The organism is Pantoea sp. UBA5923 (assembly GCF_002431095.1).
In the GTDB taxonomy this organism is placed as follows: Bacteria; Pseudomonadota; Gammaproteobacteria; order Enterobacterales; family Enterobacteriaceae; genus Pantoea; species Pantoea piersonii.
In genome coordinates, this window is record NZ_DJDN01000029.1 from 39,522 (window position 1) to 57,453 (window position 17,932).

Here is a 17,932-nt window from a genome sequence, read left to right on the forward strand (position 1 = left end):
TCAGCCGGAGATTACCATGCGTCCAGCAGGCCGAAGCGCACAGCAGGTGCGTCCCGTCACCCTGACCCGAAACTACACCAAACATGCCGAGGGCTCAGTTTTGGTGGAGTTCGGCGAAACCAAAGTGCTTTGCACTGCTACCGTGGAAGAGAGCGTCCCGCGTTTCCTGAAAGGACAGGGACAGGGCTGGGTTACCGCTGAATATGGCATGCTGCCGCGTTCCACGCATAGCCGTATGGCGCGTGAAGCGGCAAAAGGTAAACAGGGCGGACGTACGCTGGAGATCCAGCGCCTGATTGCCCGCTCGCTGCGCGCGGCGGTCGATCTCAAAGCGCTGGGCGAATTTACCATCACGCTCGATTGCGACGTGATTCAGGCTGACGGCGGCACGCGTACCGCATCGATTACCGGTGCCTGCGTGGCGCTGGCCGATGCGCTGAATAAGCTGGTGGCGGACGGCAAGCTGAAAGCCAACCCGATGAAAGGGATGGTGGCGGCGATCTCCGTCGGCATCGTCGAGGGCGAAGCGCGCTGCGATCTGGAGTATGTGGAAGATTCCGCCGCCGAAACCGACATGAACGTCGTGATGCTGGAAGATGGCCGCATGATCGAAGTGCAGGGTACGGCGGAAGGCGAGCCGTTCAGCCATGAAGAACTGTTGTCGCTGCTCGCGCTGGCGCGCGGCGGCATTGAGGAACTGATTCAGGCGCAGAAAGCAGCGCTGAACAACTGATTTAACAGGCGACCAGAGAGTCGCCTTTTTTTTGTGAGAGGAGTGAGAGATGAAAGCCTGGCAGCGTCAGTTTATTGAATTCGCCCTGAACAAACAGGTGCTGAAGTTCGGCGAGTTTACCCTGAAGTCTGGCCGTAAAAGCCCCTACTTTTTCAATGCCGGCCTGTTTAACAGCGGTCGCGATCTGGCGCTGCTGGGCCGTTTCTATGCGCAGGCGCTGGTAGATGAGGGCGTTGACTTCGATCTGCTGTTCGGCCCCGCCTATAAAGGTATCCCCATCGCCACGACAACCGCCGTGGCGCTGGCTGACCATCATGACCGCGACGTGCCCTACTGCTTCAATCGCAAAGAGGCGAAAGATCATGGCGAAGGCGGCCTGCTGGTAGGCAGTCCGCTGGCGGGGCGCGTCATGCTGGTGGATGACGTAATCACCGCAGGCACCGCAATCCGTGAATCGATGGATATTATCAGCGCGCATAACGCCACGCTGGCAGGCGTGCTGATTTCTCTCGATCGGCAGGAGCGCGGGCGCGGTGATATTTCAGCGATTCAGGAAGTTGAGCGCGACTACAAATGTCAGGTCACCGCCATCATCACGCTGGCTGATCTGATTAGCTATCTGGAAGAGAGGCCGGAAATGGCCGATCATCTGGCGAAAGTGCGCGCCTATCAGAAAGAGTACGGCATTTAACGCTGTGACATTCCCTTTCCCTGTTCGGGAAAGGGAATCCAGCCCGGCGAGTTACACCAGCTGTGCGGCCAGCAGCGGCCAGCGGATATCAAAGTCGGCGGTAGGGCGAAAACGGAATTCTGAGCGTACATAACGCGACAGTATGCCTTCGCAAAAAGCCAGCAGCTGGCTCGCCAGCAGCGCCTCATCCGTTTCAAACCCTTCGCCTTCACGCATTCTGCGCTCGCGCATTACCTGACGCAGCTGCGCTTCAATACGTTCAAACAGCTGATTGATACGCCCTTGCAGGCGATCCTGCTCAAACATCAGCGCGTGGCCAGTCAGAATACGGGTCAGCCCCGGATTACGCTCACCAAAGCCAAGAATCAATTGCACGATAAGACGCAGACGCGCCATCGTCTCTTTTTCATCTTTCAGGATCAGATTGATGCGGGTAATCAGACTGTCTTCAATGAATTCAATCAGGCTGTCAAACATGCGCGTTTTGCTGGGAAAGTGGCGATAGAGCGCCGCTTCAGAAACGCCGACGTTTGCCGCCAGCTTGGCGGTGGTGATGCGCTGGCTACCGTCACTGGACTCCAGCATTTGCGCCAACGCCTGCAAAATTTCTTCGCGACGGTTCCGTTTGGCGAGTTTCTTTTCTGCCATGACCTTAAAAACCCCTGAAATTCACCTTAAGCAGGCACACCTTCCTGTCAGCCCTAAGCGCGAAACTTAAGGCTGATAAGAAATAAACAGATGGTTAAGCAAAAATGGGCGTTACTGGCGACCTGAATGGCCGAAACCGCCTTCCCCACGGGCGCTGGCGTCGAAATCTTCCACCAGGTTGAACTCCGCCTGAACCACCGGCACGAAGACCAGTTGCGCAAGGCGATCCCCTGGCTGCAGCGTAAAGCTCTGCTGGCCGCGGTTCCATACCGATACCATCAGCTGGCCCTGATAGTCGGAGTCGATCAGGCCGACCAGATTGCCCAGCACGATGCCGTGCTTATGGCCAAGACCGGAGCGTGGCAGGATAACCGCCGCCAGGCTGGGATCGCCGATGTGGATCGCGAGGCCGGTTGGCACCAGCGTGGTCATGCCGGGTGTGATTTCCAGCGCGCTGTCCAGGCAGGCGCGTAAATCAAGCCCGGCCGAACCGGAGGTGGCATACGCAGGCAGCGGAAACTCAGCGCCCACGCGCGCATCAAGAATCTTTACGTCGATTTTTTTCATCATAAAGGCGGACAATCTCGTCTAATAAATGTTGGCCAAGGAGCGTCTTATCGCTGAGCGGCAAGCGTTTTTCTCCCTCCTGCCAAAAAAGGTGAAGCGCGTTAGTATCGCTGTTAAATCCCTGTCCGGCTTTCGCCACGTCGTTGGCGCAGATCAGGTCCAGATTTTTTCTTACCCGTTTTTGTCGTGCGTATTCTTCCACATTCTGGGTTTCAGCGGCAAATCCAACCACATAAGGTCGGCCCTGTTGCATCGCGGCGACGCCCGCCACGATATCCGGGTTTTTCACCAGCTGGAGCGTGACGGTATCATCTTCGCCGCCCTGTTTTTTCATCTTTTCCGCCGCAATGGTCGCGGCGCGATAGTCCGCTACGGCGGCGCTGGCGATAAAAATCTGCTGTTGCGCTGCTTCAGCCATCACGGCGGCTTCCATCTCCAGTGCCGTCGTGACGTCGATGCGTTTTACCGCAGGCGGCGTCGTCAGGTTTACCGGACCGGTCACCAGCGTCACGCTGGCACCACGGCTGGCGGCGGCGGCGGCGATGGCGAAACCCATCTTGCCAGAGCTGTGGTTGCTGATGTAGCGCACCGGGTCGAGCGCTTCGCGCGTCGGACCGGCGGTAATCATAATGTTGAGATGTTGCAGATCGTTGACTGACGACGCCCACTGCGCCGCGTGGTCGACAATGGCCAGCGGATCGAGCATGCGTCCTGGCCCCACATCGCCGCACGCCTGGCTGCCGCTATCGGGTCCCCAAATCAGCAGGCCGCGCGCCTCAAGCTGCTGCAGGTTATGCTGGGTGACGGTGGCGCGATACATCTGCTGGTTCATCGCCGGCACCACGGCAACCGGGGAAGCGGTAGCGAGGCAAGCGGTAGTCACCAGGTCGTTGGCCATGCCCGCGTTCAGGCGAGCGATAAGGTCAGCTGACGCCGGTGCCAGCACCACCAGATCCGCCCATTTCGCCAGTTCGATATGGCCCATCGCCGCTTCGGCAGCAGGATCGAGCAGGTCTTCGAATACCGCATGGCCGGAAACGGCCTGCAGGCTGAGCGGCGTAATAAAGGCTTTAGCGGCGGGCGTCATCATCACGCGCACCTCAGCGCCGCGATCGCGCAGGCGGCGCACCAGCTCGGGCGTTTTATACGCGGCGATGCCGCCGCTTACGCCAAGCAGAATTTTTTTTCCGGCTAATCCCATCATGCTGTAGGCCTCGTTTCGCTGGAAGCCGCGTCAGGCGCGGCTGGGTGGCAGGACTGTATCATAAAACCGACCCCGCACCTTTTCACCTCTTGCGTTTGCGAGCCGCCTCGTAAATTCGGCAGATATAACTGGTTAAGTATACAGTATTTTACCATGATGTCGTCAACGGCAGGAGGCATTTATGGACAATATGACACCACGGGAAAAGTTGCGGTTGATGGGCGCAGAGGCGTTAAGCGACGTCGAACTGCTGGCGATCTTTCTGCGAACGGGGACAGTCGGCGCGAATGTTATAACGCTGGCGCAGCAGATGCTGCAGCGGTTCGGCTCGCTTTATCACATTATGACCGCCGGGCCGGCGGAGTTTGATGAGATAAAAGGCGTCGGCGCGGCGAAGCTGGCGCAGCTGCATGCTATCGCTGAACTGGCGCGGCGCTTTTTCGCCAGCCAGATGGCGCGGGAAGATGTGATGGCGAACCCGCAGGTGACGCGACACTATCTGCAGGGCGTGCTGGCGCATCAGGAGCGGGAGATTTTTATGGCGCTGTTTCTTGATAATCAGCACCGGGTCTTGCAGGCGCAGAAGATATTTATGGGTTCCATCAACAGCGTCGAGGTGCATCCGCGTGAAATCGTGCGCGAGGCGCTGAAGCTTAACGCGGCGGCGATTATTCTGGCGCATAATCATCCTTCCGGAATGGCAGAACCCAGCCGCGCCGATCGCCATATTACGCACAAAGTAAGCGCGGCCTGCGCCCTGCTTAATATACGTCTGCTCGATCATCTGGTGATTGGTCACGGCGAATATGTCTCTTTTGCGGAGCGTGGCTGGCTGTAAAAAGCCCCTCTTGCCAGGTGCAGATGGCGGGTTTTTGCACGATCTTCAGGGATCTTTATCTGTTCGGGACTTGAGCACTTGCGCTGAGCGGCGTATACTACGCCACCTTTGAGAATCTCGGGTTTGGCGTTTGGGCCAGCTTAGCGGGTTCACATGGAACTCGCCTGGCGGGCTATGAGCCTGACGAGGCGGCCAAGACCTAGTTTTTAAAGCTCGAGCTGATTTGATTTTTGGAGAATAGACATGTCACGAGTCTGCCAGGTAACTGGAAAGCGTCCGGTGACCGGTAACAACCGTTCCCACGCAATGAACGCGACGAAACGCCGTTTCCTTCCGAACCTGCACTCACACCGTTTCTGGGTTGAGAGCGAGAAGCGCTTCGTTACTCTGCGTGTATCTGCTAAAGGTATGCGTGTTATTGATAAAAAGGGCATCGATACGGTTCTGGCCGAAATCCGCGCCCGTGGTGAGAAGTACTAAGGAACTGAATCATGGCTAAAGGTATTCGTGAGAAGATCAAGCTGGTTTCCTCTGCTGGTACAGGTCACTTCTATACCACCACGAAGAACAAACGTACTAAACCTGAGAAGCTGGAACTGAAAAAGTTCGATCCGGTTGTACGTCAGCACGTGATCTACAAAGAAGCCAAAATTAAATAATTTTGGTGTTCTGTGAAAAACCCGGCTTCGGCCGGGTTTTTTGTTTTTGCCGCTTTTTGAGGAGAGAACATGCCGGAATTACCCGAGGTCGAAACCAGCCGACGCGGCATAGAACCGCATCTGGTGGGCGAAAAGATTTTACATGCGGTGGTGCGTAATTCGCGTCTGCGCTGGCCGGTGTCGCAGGAGATTCATGCGCTCAGCGACCAGCCTGTGCTGAGCGTGCAGCGCCGCGCCAAATATTTGCTGCTGGAGCTGCCCCACGGCTGGATCATCATCCATCTTGGCATGTCTGGCAGCCTGCGCGTGCTGCCGGAAGAGCAGCCCGCCGCGAAGCATGACCATGTCGATTTAGTGATGAGCAACGGCAAAGTGCTGCGCTACACCGATCCGCGCCGCTTTGGCGCCTGGCTGTGGAGCACCGATCCCGAAGGGAGCAACGTGCTGGCGCATCTGGGCCCTGAACCGCTCAGCGATGCCTTTAGCGGCGACTATCTCTATGAGAAGTCGCGCGGCAAGCGTACGGCGGTAAAGCAGTGGCTAATGGATAATAAAGTGGTGGTCGGCGTCGGCAATATCTACGCCAGCGAATCGCTGTTTACGGCCGGGATCCTGCCCGATCGTCCGGCAATGAGCCTGAGCGATGAAGAGGCGCAGCGTCTGGCCGCGACCATTAAGGCCGTACTGCTGCGTTCCATCGAGCAGGGCGGTACGACGCTACGCGACTTCTTACAGAGCGACGGCAAGCCAGGCTATTTTGCTCAGGAACTGCAGGTTTATGGACGCGCTGGCGAACCCTGCCGCGCCTGCGGCACGCCGATTGCCAGCGGTAAGCATGGGCAGCGCAGCACCTTCTGGTGCCCCAACTGCCAGCGTTAATCAGGCCAGCTTCGCCAGCAGCGCCTGGAGCACATGCGGCGGCAGAAAGGCGCTCACGTCGCCGCCGTGGCGCGCCACCTCTTTTACCAGTGAAGAAGAGATAAAAGAGAAGCCTTCGGTGGGCATCAGGAACACGCTCTCCAGCGTCGGCAGCAAATGGCGATTCATATGGGCGAGCTGCATCTCATATTCAAAGTCGGACACCGCACGCAGGCCGCGCACCAGCACGTTGGCCTGCTGCGTCCGGGCGAAGTTCGCCATCAGATCGCTAAATCCTACTACCTCGACGTTTGGCAGATGCGCCACCATGCTGCGTGCCAAATCGACGCGCTCATCCAGGGTAAACATCGGCTTCTTGCTCGGGCTGGCGGCGACCGCCATAACTACCTGATTAAACATCTGCGCGGCGCGCGTCACGATATCAAGATGGCCGAGCGTAACGGGATCGAAGGTTCCGGGATAAATCGCTTTAGTGCTCATAGACGACCTTTATCTGCGGCATGATTCAGCGCCCACAGCGCGGAATATTTATTGAAAGTGTACTGTGCGTTGACCACGGCCAGAATCCATCCCTGCTTGCCGTCGAGAAAGCCTGCGCGCAGCAGCAGCGTCTTCAAAAAAGCGCCCAGCGTATGGGTAAATATCGAGAAGAGGCCGCAGCGCTTGCCGCGCTGGTGACGCTCCTGCGCCCATGCAGCGGCGTAGGCCAGCTGCTTTTGCTGAAAAACAATCAGGTCACGACAGGTCAGATGCTGCAAATCGCCCTGCAGCCGGACAACCGGCGCACCCTGCGTTTCCAGCGATTCATGCACCAGGTTGTCGTTATAGGTCAGCGCGCGCGGATAGAGGCGCATCACGCGATCTGGATACCAGCCGCTGTGGCGCATAAAGCGGCCGAGAAAAAGGTTGCTGCGGTTCAGGCTGTATACGGTTGCCGAGGGCAGCTGCGTTAGTACCGCCTCAATACTGGCGCGCAGCGTCGGCGTAACGCGCTCGTCGGCATCGATCATCAGAATCATATCACCACTGGCGTAGCGCTGCGCGCGCTGGCGCTGCTTGCCGAAGCCGGCCCACGCCTCGGCGTGATAGACCTTTGCGCCCGCCTGGCGGGCAATCTCGGCGGTCTCGTCGCTGCTGCCGGAGTCCAGCAGGATAATCTCATCCGCCCAGCAGACCGAGGCGAGACAGTCGGGCAGCAGCGCCGCTTCGTTTTTGGCGATCATTACCACAGAAAGACGTTGGCGAGCGGTCATCAGTGGGCCCGTGGCGGTAAATGAGGTTCGAGTAACTGTAGCAGACGCTGCAGTGCGCCCTGGTTCTGGTGCAGCACCTCAACCGCGTGACGGCCGTAGTAGAGTCGGTAATCCTCATCCTGCAGCAGATTGGTCACCTCTTTCTCCAGCGACACAACGTCGGTTACGGTAATCAGGCCCTGCGCCTGCTGCAGCTTGCTGCAGATATCTTTGAAGTTCCAGGTGTGCGGCCCCATCAGCACCGGAATGGCGTGCGCGGCAGGCTCCAGCGGATTATGTCCGCCGCGCTCTACCAGGCTGCCGCCGACAAAGGCGAGATCGGCGATACCGTAGAGCAGCATCAGCTCGCCCATGGTGTCGCCGATAACAACCTGCGTCGAGCCGGAGGGGATTTCGCCGCTGCTGCGCAGGATAAAGCTGAAGTTGCGTTTTTGCGTCAGATCGCGCGCGTCGCTGAAGCGCTCTGGATGGCGAGGCACCAGGATTAGCAGCAGGTCGGGAAAGGTCTGCAGCAGACGGCGATGCGCATCGAGCACAATCGCCTCTTCCCCTTCATGGGTGCTGGTGGCGATCCAGACCGGACGGCGCGGCGCCCACTGACGACGCAGCGTAATTGCTCTGGCCGCCAGCTCAGGCGTGACGGAAATATCGAATTTCAGGCTGCCGGTGACCGCCAGCTGCGAGCGCTTCAGGCCCAGCGCCAGAAAGCGATCGCCATCTTCCGCATTCTGTGCGGCGATAAGGGTGATGCGCTGCAGCAGGTCGCGCATAAAGCCGCCCAGCTTGCGATAGCCCTTAGAAGAGCGTTCCGACAGCCGGGCATTGGCGATCACCAGCGGAATCTGACGCTGATGCAGAATGCGGATAATGTTGGGCCACAGCTCGGTTTCCATGATGATCACCAGACGCGGATTGACCGTGTCGAGGAAACGATTAATGGCGCCCGGCAGGTCGTAAGGCAGGTAAACGTGATGCACATCTTTGCCGAACGCCGACTGCGCCCGCTCAGAACCGGTCGGCGTCATGGTGGTGACGGTAATCGGCAGGGTGGGATAGCGATGACGCAGCGCGCGTACTAACGGAATCGCCGCCAGGGTTTCACCAACGGAAACCGAGTGCAGAACAATGCCGTCCGGCTCCACTTTTCCCGTGCAGTAGCCGTAGCGCTCAGCCCAGCGTTTACGGTACGCCGGCGCTTTACGACCGCGCAGCCAGAGGCGCAGCCAGATGAGCGGCTGAATGAGGTAGAGCAGAACGGTATAAAGGGTTGTCATAGTTATCGTTTCGACAGCCTGGCAGAAAAAATTTCACATAAATCAATCTATGTTATCAGAAAGCCTAAATACGCTCATCACTTTGTCAGCGATGCGACAGAACCTGCTGATAAAGCGAAGTCAGCGACTGCGCAAGACGCTGAGGTCCGTAAGGCTCAATTCTACGCCTTGCGGCTTCGCCTAAGCGCGAATCAGCTGAAAGCGCCGGTATCGCCATAATAGCCTGATTTAACGCCTTGATATCTAACGCATCGCAAACGAAGCCTTCCTGACCAGCGGTAATAAATTCCGCGCCGCCGCAGCCGGTGCTGGTAATCACCGGCAGGCCGCAGGCCATCGCTTCCAGCACCACATTGGGAAAGGGATCGTAGAGCGTCGGCAACAGCAGCCCGTCGGCGGCGTGGTAAAAAGGCTGTACATCCTGCTGCACGCCAACAAAGCGCAGTCGGTCAAGACAGTTCAGCTGATTCGCCAGCTGCTGATAGCGCGACAGCTGCTTGTCCTGTCCGACTACGATCAGATAGCGGTCGCTGTTCGCCAGCGCCTCAATCGCCGCCTTTAAACCTTTCCGCTCGAAGCCGGAGCCGACGTAGATGAGTACAGTGGCGTTGTCCGGCAGCTGCAGCTGCTGACGTGTCGCATGGCGGCTCGCCTCGCTGGCGGGCTGGAAACGCTGCGCATCAATAGCGTTATGGATAACGTGGATTTTCTCCGCGCTCAATGAAAAGCAGCGCAGGATGTCGCGCTTAACCATCTCGGAGTTGCAGATCACCGCTTTCAGAGAGGAAGCGTTAAACATCTCCGCTTCCGCTCGTAGCACATAGCGATGATAGGGGCTGAGCGCGGCGCTCATACGCTGCCACGGCGAGACGATGCGCGCCCGTTGCTCCAGCCAGACGCGATGCACGCCGTCGCCGGCGCGAAAAATATCGCAGCCCGCGATGCGCTCGTGGCTCTGAACAATATCGAACCGCTCTTTTTCCCAGCAGGCGCGCGCTGCGCGCGCAAAGCCGCGCTCGCGCGAAATACGGCCCAGCTTAGGCGGATTGCAGATATGCAGATGCCAGTCAGGATTGGGCGTGCCCTGCCAGCTGCGCGTGATGATATTGAGATCCAGCTGCTCGCTGCCAAGCGCTTCGAGCGCGCGTGAGATAAAACGTTCGGCACCACCGTCGGGACGGTATTTTTGCCGGACAATCGCCAGGCGTAATTTAGTCATGTAAGTACTTCCTTGCCGCCTCGACCACATCTTCAACCGGAATGGCGCTGAGATAACGCTGGCGGGTATTGGTATCGATGGCGTCAGGATCGGGCAGCGGGCCGTAATCGCCCGCCCAGATGACGTGGTTATGCTCGCCCCATGGTCGCCAGAACTGAAGCTTGGTCGGGCCGAACAGCGCGATGCAGGGCGTGTCGAGCGCGGCGGCCATATGCATCGGCGCGGAGTCCACGCCGATAAAAAGCCGGGCGCGGTCAATCAGCGCTGCCAGCTGCGGCAGCGTAAGCTGGCCCGCCAGCGATACCAGATTCGGCGTTGTGCAGAGCGCCTGGATGCGCGCGATCATCTCCATTTCATGCTTGTCGGGCGCGGCGGTCAGTACCACTTTGCGGTTCGCCTGCGCCAGCTGGTCGATAGTCGCGGCGACCTTCTCCTCTTCCCAGCACTTAAAATTCCAGCGCGAGGTAGGCTGTACGACGATAAAAGAGGCGTCAACGCCCTGTTCAGCCAGCAGCGCATCGACTTTTTGTCCATCAACGGCGCTGTAATGCATAGAGACGCGCGCGCCTTGCGGCGTAATGCCGAGCGGCGTCAGCGCCGTCATATTCTGCTCAACCGTATGAAGCTGATTATGGTTGCGGGTCGGGACCAGAGCGTTGTGACAGAGCCGCCAGAATGCGTTGTCGCGCTTATTGAAGGCAAAGCCGATACGCAGCTGCGCGCCGCTGAACAGGGTAATCAGCGCGCTGCGCCATTGGTCGGCGAGATTGATAACGACGTCATAATGACTGGCGCGAACGGCGGCAAGCAGATCGCGCTCGTGGCGCAGTTTGCGCCAGCTTCCTTCCTGCTTCCATTTGCGGTCGATAACGTGTAGCTGGCGAATTGCCGGATGCGCTTCCAGCATCGGACGCGTCTCTTTGTAGAGCAGCACGTCGATATTGGCCTGGGGATAGCGCTGGCGCAGCGCGTTGATAACCGGCGTGGTAAGCAGCATATCGCCGTGGTGGCGCAGCTTGATTAGCAAAATATTGTGTGGGGTAACGTCTGCGTGAGTCGGGTTTGCCATACACAAATGCTCTTAATTTTCAGTGAGGCGATTGTAGGGCAAACCCTTCGGAGGTGAAACCTGCGGCGGCGGTTATTTGTCTCGCCAGCGCCAGAGTCGGCTCAGCCACAGCAGCAGCTGATACCACTGTTTGATGCCGCGCGCATTGCGCAGCATACGTAGATGCGTTTTGCTGGTGAAAATATCGTTGATTATCGCCTGCTTCGCTGCGGGATCGGGCTCGCGGCGCACGCAGTGGCAGACGCTGAGCGCTTCGTGGGTAATTTGTGCATGAAAAGCCGGATAAATCGTCACGCTCTCTTTATAGCGCGCGTTGATCTCCTCCAGCATGCGGGCGATCTTCAGATAGTGGCGCTGATACTCCACGTTGCGCTGACCGGTACGTTTACGGTTGCTGATTGAGGCGTCGTGCAGATAGTAGCGATAAAACACCTGCTCGGTATAGCGGACGCGCTGCGCGTTCAACATAAACTCGGTGGTCCAGGGAATATCCTGATGATGCAAACCTGGCTCGAACCAGAGCTGTTTTTGCTCGATCAACGATCGGCGATAGATGCCCAGCCAGACCACATGCAGATAGCGTCGCGTTTTCAGCGCGGTATTAAGCCACTCCGCGCCGCCCAGCACCGGCGTGCTGCGCAGGCGATCCAGCGGAATTATCGGCCTGGTGCGCTGGTCGCGCTGAAAAAACCACTCGGCATTGCACTGGGCGGCGTCAAGATTGTCCTCTTCCGCCATTGCCACCAGGGTTTGATACATCTCTGGCTGCATGGTGTCGTCTGAGTCTGGAAAGGTGACATATTTGCCGCGCGCGACGCGCAGACCGGCGTTGCGCGCGCGCGACACGCCGCCGTTTTCCTGGTGAATAACGGTGACGTGGGGATGCTGTGCCGCATACGCTTCGGCGCGCGCGCCGGAATCGTCGGTGGAACCGTCGTTGACGATAATGATTTCCAGCGAGGTCAGCGTCTGTGCCAGCAGCGACTGCATAAAGGCATCGAACATCTCACCCGCGTTGTACATAGGGGAAATGATGCTGAGCAAAGGGGAATAATCAGGCTTTCCTGTCATATTGTCTGTTTGTTTTTCCGTCGCGCCAGCTGCTTGTCCAGCCTGGCGAAAATAAAATCGTGAATATCGTTAAGCTTGCGCTGGTCCAGTTTATACAACTGTTCAGCTGGTTGATGGAACTGAGAAGGCGCATCAAACACAAAAGAAGAGGGGGCAATGTGGTCAGGGCCAATTAACAGTACATCGCCAAGCGGGCGTTGCTCCTCTACGCTACAGGGGCCGTATATCAAAATAACAGGCACCTGCTGCGCGTCGGCGATATAAACATTCCCGGAATCTGAAGCGACATAAAAGTCCATTTCGCGGATGGCGGCTGGCAGGCTTTCCAGCGGCACTTTTCCCACCAGGTTAACAATATTCTCTCGCTCGCCGGTCACCTTAAAGAGCTCCTGCATCCTGGTCTGCTCATTGGGCGCGCCAAACGCATAAAAGGTACAGGGCAGATCATCCAGACTGTCGAAAAGGGTTTTCCAGATGGATGGGGGGATCGTTTTGGCCTGATTGCCTGCGGTGATACTAAAGCCAATCTTTGCTCCCTGGCCAGAAAAAATCTCTTTCGGCAGGGCGTCAGGTTGCCAGAGAGGACGGGTGGCGTGTCTGGGGTAGCTCTCTTTAGTAAAAGAGCGGTCAGCCAGTTTTAAATAGTTTTCTACCGTCAGCGTATTTTTTTCATGGCTGACGACGCCGCTGGCGGTCAGGTAGAACAGGTTTTGATAAGCTTTGCGCTTATAAGTGGTTAAAAACTGTTTATTGCTGGCGTTACAGCAGGAGGCAATAAATAAATTCAGGTTGTTGGGATACAGAAGATAGATGTTGTCGTAACGGTTGAGAAGCTGCCATATCAGCCGGAATTTCTTGAACAGGCTGCTTTTGTAATCCTCAATATACCAGAGGGTTTCCAGCGTATCGTCACGCTCCGCCAGTGGCGCAACGCTGCGGCTTAGCAGCGCATCGCTTTTTTGCAGATGCGCCAGCAGCGGCGTGATATTAACGAAGTCGCCGATTTTCGCTGTCTGAATTACCAGATTTTTACCCTTTCGCGGATGCAGCAGCTTCATCACCCACTTTACTGGCAAAAAAAGCAGAAAAAGTATTACGTAATTCAAAATGTGCTCCCTTTGTCCGGTCACGCCGAAAGGGAGACCTTCTTAGCTCGTTCGTTGCGGAGCAGCAGATAATTCCTTATGTAGCGGCTGCGCAAGCTGCAGGTACTGTTCACAAATGACGGATAGACTATAAATGCTTAGGTCGAGATGATGCAACTCGGGCGGGTAATGATAAATTTCATGCATTTTTTCCGCCAGAGAGGCGGCGTTCAAATCAGCGAGACCACGCGACAAGTCATTAGTCAGAATCGTTGCTGGTCCGCCCGGGCAACGCGTGCTGACGACCGGCGTCTGGCAGATCAGCGCTTCTACCAGAACGTTGCCGAACCCTTCGCTGTCAGAGCTGACGACCAGCAGCCGGGCATGGCGTATCCAGGGATAAGGGTTTGCCTGAAAGCCCTGAAAAATAACGCGCTCTGCAATACCCAGTTTTTCCGCCTGCTGGCGCAACTGCGCCTCGCGTTCCGGACGGCCCTGGCCCAACAGCACAAGCGGTGCCGTAATGCCGCTTTGCGCATAAGCCTCAAGAAGCCTGTCATGACGTTTGGTTTCGTGGAAGCGGCCCACATGCAGGATGAAATCGGTGCCTGCAAGCGGACAAGGTTCTGCTACAAGCTGCCTGATTTGTTCAAAATCGAACGGGTTGGCGATAACGCGCGTGCGGCTGGGCCTGACGCCAATATTTTCAACTAAGTCTTCAAGAACATAGGGCGAGACAGCAATAAGCTGACGATGCTGATAAACCTGCCGGATTTTTAATCGCTTCAGCCAGAGTGTGAAACCTGATTTCCGGGCCAGATAGGACGCCGAAAAGACGCCATGCAGGCAGTGCCAGGTTTTTGCTTGATCCAGTACGCGAGAATGTTTAACGATGCGATCGGTTTTATGAAGGTGTGAAAGCACCAGATCGAAATCGCCTTTTGCACTCTGTGACTGTTCAATTGCCTGGTCGAGAAGCTGCGCACGGCGATGCGTTTCAGTGAGTTTGCGCCAGGGAAATTTACAGCGATCCTTGATGACCTGATAATCCACGCCATCCGGAATGGAGTAATCGCATACGCTGCGTAAAGAGAAAAGGGAGACGTGATGTCCCTGATTAACCAGACCTTCCGCCAGTGTCAGTACGACTTTCTCAGCGCCTCCGCCGGGTAAGCCATCAATGATCATCAGTATGCGTTTCGACAAAATACCTACCTCAAATTGCCAGCCTTTACAGAGTTAAATAGAAGGCTGCTTCGACCTGGCAGAAAAAAGTGTGTAAACACTAATCTTGTTATGGACCCAATCTTAAAGGAGCCATGCTGGGATATCCTACCCTTGTTTTATAAAACGTTAACGTAACAAGGTGAAAGAACTTACAGCTTAAATTATTTTAGTTTAACCAAACATGCTCTGCTGCAGATCAGAGTAAGAACTCTGCCATTAAATTTTTTGCCACTTGCGTCCTGCCTGCGTAACATAACAGCTTACTGCGCCACCTCGTTTTACGGATAAGCAATGGAAAAACCAGCTTTTTTAATTACGCTCGATACTGAGGGCGATAACCTCTGGCGCAACCGTAGCGGCCAGGTTACCACGCATAATGTTCGTTTTTTGCCGCGATTTCAGGCGTTATGTGAAAAGTATGGTTTTAAACCCACCTGGCTGACCAATTACGAGATGGCAAGCGATCCCGCCTATGTCGAGTTCGCCCGCGATGTGCTGGCGCGTGGCCAGGGTGAAGTAGGAATGCACCTGCACGCCTGGCATAGCCCGCCAGCTTATGCTCTTACTGATGATGACTGGCGCTACCAGCCCTACCTGATTGAATATCCAGAGCAGATTTTGCGCGACAAAGTCGCCTTTATGACCGATCTGCTGGAAAAGACTTTTCAGACGAAGATGTGCAGCCATCGCGCTGGACGCTGGGCATTTAACGAAATATATGCGCAGGCGCTGGTGGATAACGGCTATCTCGTCGATTGTTCGGTTACGCCGCGCGTTGACTGGCGCGGATCCGCCGGAGCGCCGCAGGGTAATGGAGGCACTGATTATAGCCGCTTCCCCGATCGCGCCTATTTCCTTGACCAGAACGATATATCGCAACCTGGGCAGTCAGGCTTACTGGAAGTGCCCATGAGCATCCAGTATCGGCACGGCCCCCTTGCTACCCGACTGAAATCAACCTGGGATAATCTGCGAGGCAAACGGCGCGGCCCTTCCGTAAACTGGCTCAGGCCCGTAGGCGGCAACCTGGCACAGATGAAACAGGTAGCAGAGCAGTCCCTGGCTCAGGGCTGCGATTATGTGGAGTTTATGCTTCATTCGTCAGAATTCATGCCTGACGGCAGCCCGACCTTTAAAAATGAGGCGGATATTGAACGATTGTATGACGATCTTGAACAGCTCTTCAGCTGGCTGCAAAGTCGTACTCAGGGCATGACGCTGACAGAATTTGCCATCCAGAAAAAGGAGCAGTTACTCGCGTCGGTGTAAGGCTGGGCCTGGCTTCTTTTTGCCGATGCGGCGCATGGCGGAAAAGAAGGTATCCAGGCCCGGATAGCGCATCTGCCAGTATTTTTTCGGCTTGCAGTAGCCTCGGCAAATCAAGGCGGCGGCTTTTAGCGATTTTCTGGTCTCAGGGGAGTAGTAGTAGTAGCCATACAGCGCCTTTGACATGCTTTTTACTTCGCTAAAGCAGTTCAACATCATGTCCGCCGCCAGCCTGCGGAAATCTGGCTCATTGCGCCGCGTTTCAGCCAGAGTTCGCATCTTTTCCAGCGCAAAAAGCATATCTCTGATATCGCTCTGGCGAATATTGCGCGTTATGCCGCCTCGGTTGTCACGATAGTAATACAAGGTATTATCCAGATGACAAATATGGCGGGTTTTAAAGTACTGGAAGGGTGTAAAAATCACATCCTCATAACGACGGCCATCTTCGAAGCGGTCGCCTTCCAGCAGGGTGCGCCGATAAATACGGTTCCACAAATGCCACATCGCGCGTTTAAACAGCGGATGTAAACAGGCGAGGCCTTGTCCCGGAATATCATAAACCTTTCGCTGCGCCGTTTCGCTTTGCGGCGCCACAGGCGGCGTCTCGTCAAAGCGGGCGTAATTGAAATCAATAAGATCGTCGCTACCTTCAAGCAGCACTGGCTTAATAACAGAATAGTAGTTACTGCTTACCATGTCGTCACCGTCCAGGAAAGTAATAAACTCGCCGCGTGCGTGACGTAACCCGACATTACGCGTTGTTGCAATGCCCTGATTTTCCTGCTGGATAAAAGTAATATGCTGGTGAGGATAATGCGCTAATAGCGTGGCAACTTGTTGCGCTGAACTATCGGTCGAACCATCGTCAATGATAATCACCTGCATATCGTCATCAGCCTGAGTCAACAGCGAGGTCAGGCAGGGAACAATAAAGGCTGCATCGTTGTGAAAGGGAACGATGACGCTTAGCAGATAAGCCTGTTCTGCCATTAGCTTCTGCCCTCAGAGAGATTATTCTTTTTCATTATCATCACGCTGAAAATAATTGCCAGGCAATACAGCAAGGTTCCTTCCGTACTAAAGAAAATTACATCGCTCAAGCCATAAACGATAAGCGATACAGATAGAGAAAGCAGGGCTGAGTTACGCATCGGCCTGAAGGAACAGTAGATCAAACTCAGATAGAGGCCGATTAAAGAAATAACGCCGAAAAGGCCTTTTATAGAGAAGTTTTCCAGTAGCTCATTATGCATATGCACGGTCAGATAAATCCGTGCGCCATAGAGGCTGGGGTCTTGTTTAATCAGCACTTCAGCTTTCTGCCCGCGCGCCTCGGCGGATTGCCCTGCCAGGGCGCTGGAGCCGGTCTGGAAGGCAACAGTCTGCATACTGATGCGAGAGATTAGCGAGTTTTCTCCCTGCGTTTCATGCATCGTGGCAAGGTTTTCTTTTAAGTCATGAATGCGCGACTCTATTTTACTTTGAAAAGCCAGCGCACTAATCACCAGCAATACCGGTAGGGCGGTAAACAGAATGATTTTATGCTTACGCTGTATGACATCCTTAGTAAACAAGACCTGGATCAGGACCAGTATGGGGTAAGTCAGCATGGCTGCTCGTGTTCCGGTCAGAATGACAGTGGCGCAAGTCACTATAAATAACAGGGCGAACAGCCATATTTTGTGACGCGTCCTGAAGAGCAGGGCTGATTTAATAAAAACCAGGTTTACGGCTGTGATGATATAAGCAGCAACGGTCGCCCGATCATAATTGAGCTCTACCCGGTCAATATTGAGATGAATGCCTTGATAAAGCGCATAACTGTTTACAGCCAGGCCTGTAATAACGGCGGCGATGATTGCGGCGCGCTGACTTATACGCCTTTCGTTTAGCGTCACCAGCAGCAAAAACGACGCGGCAATTTGTAGCCTTCCGGTCGACTGATATTGTCGGTAAAGGGTAATGTAATCCCCGGGTTGTTTATAGAGCGTAGTCCAGATAATACTTACTACCCCGACAAGAAAAAGAGCCCCGGGCAAAATCAGGTTTTTTTTCTCTTGCAGATAATATCTGGAATGAACAATAAATCCGGCCAGCGCCAGATAGCTGGTGATATAAAAAACGTTTCTGCCGAACGATCCACCGAACGGGGACGTCAGAAAAGCAAGGGCGCATCCGGAGAAAATGAGCAGGCTAAAAAATAAATGCGGCATATCCTGTCGAAAAAGAGTCGGCTTAATTTTCAT

General features: G+C 55.5%; 20 protein-coding genes. 7 read left to right on the forward strand and 13 right to left on the reverse strand.

The features are described from left to right. The first annotated feature begins 16 nt into the window (after positions 1-16). Positions 17-733, forward strand: a complete 717-nt coding sequence (rph, locus tag B3797_RS07495) for a ribonuclease PH (protein WP_033754298.1) — start codon at positions 17-19, stop codon at positions 731-733. Positions 734-782: 49 nt separating this feature from the next. Continuing rightward, positions 783-1,424 (forward strand): orotate phosphoribosyltransferase, encoded by a 642-nt coding sequence (pyrE, locus tag B3797_RS07500; RefSeq protein WP_311790767.1) that lies wholly within the window; start codon positions 783-785, stop codon positions 1,422-1,424. 51 nt (positions 1,425-1,475) lie between these two features. Here pyrE and slmA read toward each other — a convergent pair whose 3' ends face one another. The 3 genes from slmA to coaBC form a co-directional block, all read right to left on the reverse strand. Then, the gene (slmA, locus tag B3797_RS07505; RefSeq protein ID WP_120458113.1) at positions 1,476-2,072 is read right to left on the reverse strand and encodes a nucleoid occlusion factor SlmA; all 597 of its coding nucleotides are present in this window, start codon (positions 2,070-2,072) and stop codon (positions 1,476-1,478) included. 111 nt (positions 2,073-2,183) lie between these two features. Continuing rightward, entirely contained in the window at positions 2,184-2,642 is a 459-nt protein-coding gene (gene dut / locus B3797_RS07510) for a dUTP diphosphatase (protein ID WP_311784171.1), read from the reverse strand. Further along, positions 2,611-3,843 carry a bifunctional phosphopantothenoylcysteine decarboxylase/phosphopantothenate--cysteine ligase CoaBC gene (gene coaBC / locus B3797_RS07515; protein WP_311790768.1) on the reverse strand — a complete coding sequence of 411 codons (1,233 nt, stop codon included), beginning with the start codon at positions 3,841-3,843 and terminating at the stop codon, positions 2,611-2,613. Before coaBC ends, dut begins: the two co-directional genes overlap by 32 nt. Positions 3,844-4,024: 181 nt before the next feature. On the opposite strand from coaBC, the gene radC reads away from it, so the two are divergent. From radC to mutM, 4 genes are all read left to right on the forward strand, one after another. Beyond that, entirely contained in the window at positions 4,025-4,681 is a 657-nt protein-coding gene (gene radC, locus B3797_RS07520) for a RadC family protein (RefSeq protein ID WP_311784173.1), read from the forward strand. A 243-nt stretch (positions 4,682-4,924) separates the two neighbouring features. Further along, positions 4,925-5,161 (forward strand): 50S ribosomal protein L28, encoded by a 237-nt coding sequence (gene rpmB / locus B3797_RS07525; protein WP_010616494.1) that lies wholly within the window; start codon positions 4,925-4,927, stop codon positions 5,159-5,161. An 11-nt stretch (positions 5,162-5,172) separates the two neighbouring features. Beyond that, positions 5,173-5,340 carry a 50S ribosomal protein L33 gene (gene rpmG, locus B3797_RS07530; protein WP_001051798.1) on the forward strand — a complete coding sequence of 56 codons (168 nt, stop codon included), beginning with the start codon at positions 5,173-5,175 and terminating at the stop codon, positions 5,338-5,340. A 69-nt stretch (positions 5,341-5,409) separates the two neighbouring features. Continuing rightward, complete coding sequence (gene mutM, locus B3797_RS07535; protein WP_311784174.1) at positions 5,410-6,219, forward strand: bifunctional DNA-formamidopyrimidine glycosylase/DNA-(apurinic or apyrimidinic site) lyase; 810 nt, start codon at positions 5,410-5,412, stop codon at positions 6,217-6,219. On the opposite strand, the gene coaD is transcribed toward mutM, so the two are convergent. The 8 genes from coaD to B3797_RS07575 all read right to left on the reverse strand — a co-directional run bounded on the left by coaD (position 6,220) and on the right by B3797_RS07575 (position 14,378). Further along, complete coding sequence (gene coaD / locus B3797_RS07540; protein WP_311784175.1) at positions 6,220-6,699, reverse strand: pantetheine-phosphate adenylyltransferase; 480 nt, start codon at positions 6,697-6,699, stop codon at positions 6,220-6,222. Then, the gene (locus B3797_RS07545; protein ID WP_311790769.1) at positions 6,696-7,472 is read right to left on the reverse strand and encodes a glycosyltransferase family 2 protein; all 777 of its coding nucleotides are present in this window, start codon (positions 7,470-7,472) and stop codon (positions 6,696-6,698) included. Before B3797_RS07545 ends, coaD begins: the two co-directional genes overlap by 4 nt. Further along, a complete protein-coding gene (gene waaA, locus B3797_RS07550; protein WP_120458102.1) occupies positions 7,472-8,746 on the reverse strand; it encodes a lipid IV(A) 3-deoxy-D-manno-octulosonic acid transferase in 1,275 nt (424 codons plus the stop codon). Before waaA ends, B3797_RS07545 begins: the two co-directional genes overlap by 1 nt. A gap of 85 nt (positions 8,747-8,831) precedes the next feature. Beyond that, positions 8,832-9,965 (reverse strand): glycosyltransferase family 4 protein, encoded by a 1,134-nt coding sequence (locus B3797_RS07555; protein WP_311790770.1) that lies wholly within the window; start codon positions 9,963-9,965, stop codon positions 8,832-8,834. Beyond that, entirely contained in the window at positions 9,958-11,034 is a 1,077-nt protein-coding gene (rfaQ, locus tag B3797_RS07560) for a putative lipopolysaccharide heptosyltransferase III (RefSeq protein ID WP_311790771.1), read from the reverse strand. Before rfaQ ends, B3797_RS07555 begins: the two co-directional genes overlap by 8 nt. Before the next feature lie 72 nt (positions 11,035-11,106). Continuing rightward, the gene (locus B3797_RS07565) at positions 11,107-12,105 is read right to left on the reverse strand and encodes a glycosyltransferase (protein WP_311790772.1); all 999 of its coding nucleotides are present in this window, start codon (positions 12,103-12,105) and stop codon (positions 11,107-11,109) included. Beyond that, on the reverse strand, positions 12,102-13,211 hold the full coding sequence (locus tag B3797_RS07570; RefSeq protein WP_311790773.1) for a glycosyltransferase family 9 protein: 1,110 nt from the start codon (positions 13,209-13,211) through the stop codon (positions 12,102-12,104). Before B3797_RS07570 ends, B3797_RS07565 begins: the two co-directional genes overlap by 4 nt. A gap of 42 nt (positions 13,212-13,253) precedes the next feature. Beyond that, positions 13,254-14,378 (reverse strand): glycosyltransferase, encoded by a 1,125-nt coding sequence (locus B3797_RS07575; RefSeq protein WP_311790821.1) that lies wholly within the window; start codon positions 14,376-14,378, stop codon positions 13,254-13,256. Between the two features lie 330 nt (positions 14,379-14,708). Here B3797_RS07575 and B3797_RS07580 point away from each other — a divergent pair, with 330 nt between their 5' ends. Further along, positions 14,709-15,686 (forward strand): polysaccharide deacetylase family protein, encoded by a 978-nt coding sequence (locus B3797_RS07580; protein WP_311790774.1) that lies wholly within the window; start codon positions 14,709-14,711, stop codon positions 15,684-15,686. On the opposite strand, the gene B3797_RS07585 is transcribed toward B3797_RS07580, so the two are convergent. Together B3797_RS07585 and B3797_RS07590 are read right to left on the reverse strand one after the other, a co-directional pair. Continuing rightward, positions 15,669-16,676, reverse strand: a complete 1,008-nt coding sequence (locus B3797_RS07585) for a glycosyltransferase family 2 protein (RefSeq protein ID WP_311790775.1) — start codon at positions 16,674-16,676, stop codon at positions 15,669-15,671. The two genes, B3797_RS07580 and B3797_RS07585, sit on opposite strands and share 18 nt — an antisense overlap. After that, positions 16,676-17,932: an O-antigen ligase family protein gene (locus B3797_RS07590; protein WP_311790776.1), complete on the reverse strand. Its 1,257-nt coding sequence runs from the start codon at positions 17,930-17,932 to the stop codon at positions 16,676-16,678. The genes B3797_RS07585 and B3797_RS07590 overlap by 1 nt, the downstream gene beginning before the upstream one ends.

What these genes read in the sequence shown, in the direction of transcription:
- coaBC (WP_311790768.1), bottom strand. Translation starts at nt 3,843, where the DNA reads ATGATGGGATTAGCCGGAAAAAAAATTCTGCTTGGCGTAAGCGGCGGC.
- rpmG (WP_001051798.1), top strand. Translation starts at nt 5,173, where the DNA reads ATGGCTAAAGGTATTCGTGAGAAGATCAAGCTGGTTTCCTCTGCTGGT.
- waaA (WP_120458102.1), bottom strand. Translation starts at nt 8,746, where the DNA reads ATGACAACCCTTTATACCGTTCTGCTCTACCTCATTCAGCCGCTCATC.
- B3797_RS07590 (WP_311790776.1), bottom strand. Translation starts at nt 17,932, where the DNA reads ATGAAAATTAAGCCGACTCTTTTTCGACAGGATATGCCGCATTTATTT.
- B3797_RS07565 (WP_311790772.1), bottom strand. Translation starts at nt 12,105, where the DNA reads ATGACAGGAAAGCCTGATTATTCCCCTTTGCTCAGCATCATTTCCCCT.
- radC (WP_311784173.1), top strand. Translation starts at nt 4,025, where the DNA reads ATGGACAATATGACACCACGGGAAAAGTTGCGGTTGATGGGCGCAGAG.
- B3797_RS07575 (WP_311790821.1), bottom strand. Translation starts at nt 14,378, where the DNA reads ATGATCATTGATGGCTTACCCGGCGGAGGCGCTGAGAAAGTCGTACTG.
- mutM (WP_311784174.1), top strand. Translation starts at nt 5,410, where the DNA reads ATGCCGGAATTACCCGAGGTCGAAACCAGCCGACGCGGCATAGAACCG.
- B3797_RS07545 (WP_311790769.1), bottom strand. Translation starts at nt 7,472, where the DNA reads ATGACCGCTCGCCAACGTCTTTCTGTGGTAATGATCGCCAAAAACGAA.
- rpmB (WP_010616494.1), top strand. Translation starts at nt 4,925, where the DNA reads ATGTCACGAGTCTGCCAGGTAACTGGAAAGCGTCCGGTGACCGGTAAC.
- rfaQ (WP_311790771.1), bottom strand. Translation starts at nt 11,034, where the DNA reads ATGGCAAACCCGACTCACGCAGACGTTACCCCACACAATATTTTGCTA.
- B3797_RS07585 (WP_311790775.1), bottom strand. Translation starts at nt 16,676, where the DNA reads ATGGCAGAACAGGCTTATCTGCTAAGCGTCATCGTTCCCTTTCACAAC.
- slmA (WP_120458113.1), bottom strand. Translation starts at nt 2,072, where the DNA reads ATGGCAGAAAAGAAACTCGCCAAACGGAACCGTCGCGAAGAAATTTTG.
- pyrE (WP_311790767.1), top strand. Translation starts at nt 783, where the DNA reads ATGAAAGCCTGGCAGCGTCAGTTTATTGAATTCGCCCTGAACAAACAG.
- B3797_RS07555 (WP_311790770.1), bottom strand. Translation starts at nt 9,965, where the DNA reads ATGACTAAATTACGCCTGGCGATTGTCCGGCAAAAATACCGTCCCGAC.
- dut (WP_311784171.1), bottom strand. Translation starts at nt 2,642, where the DNA reads ATGATGAAAAAAATCGACGTAAAGATTCTTGATGCGCGCGTGGGCGCT.
- coaD (WP_311784175.1), bottom strand. Translation starts at nt 6,699, where the DNA reads ATGAGCACTAAAGCGATTTATCCCGGAACCTTCGATCCCGTTACGCTC.
- rph (WP_033754298.1), top strand. Translation starts at nt 17, where the DNA reads ATGCGTCCAGCAGGCCGAAGCGCACAGCAGGTGCGTCCCGTCACCCTG.
- B3797_RS07580 (WP_311790774.1), top strand. Translation starts at nt 14,709, where the DNA reads ATGGAAAAACCAGCTTTTTTAATTACGCTCGATACTGAGGGCGATAAC.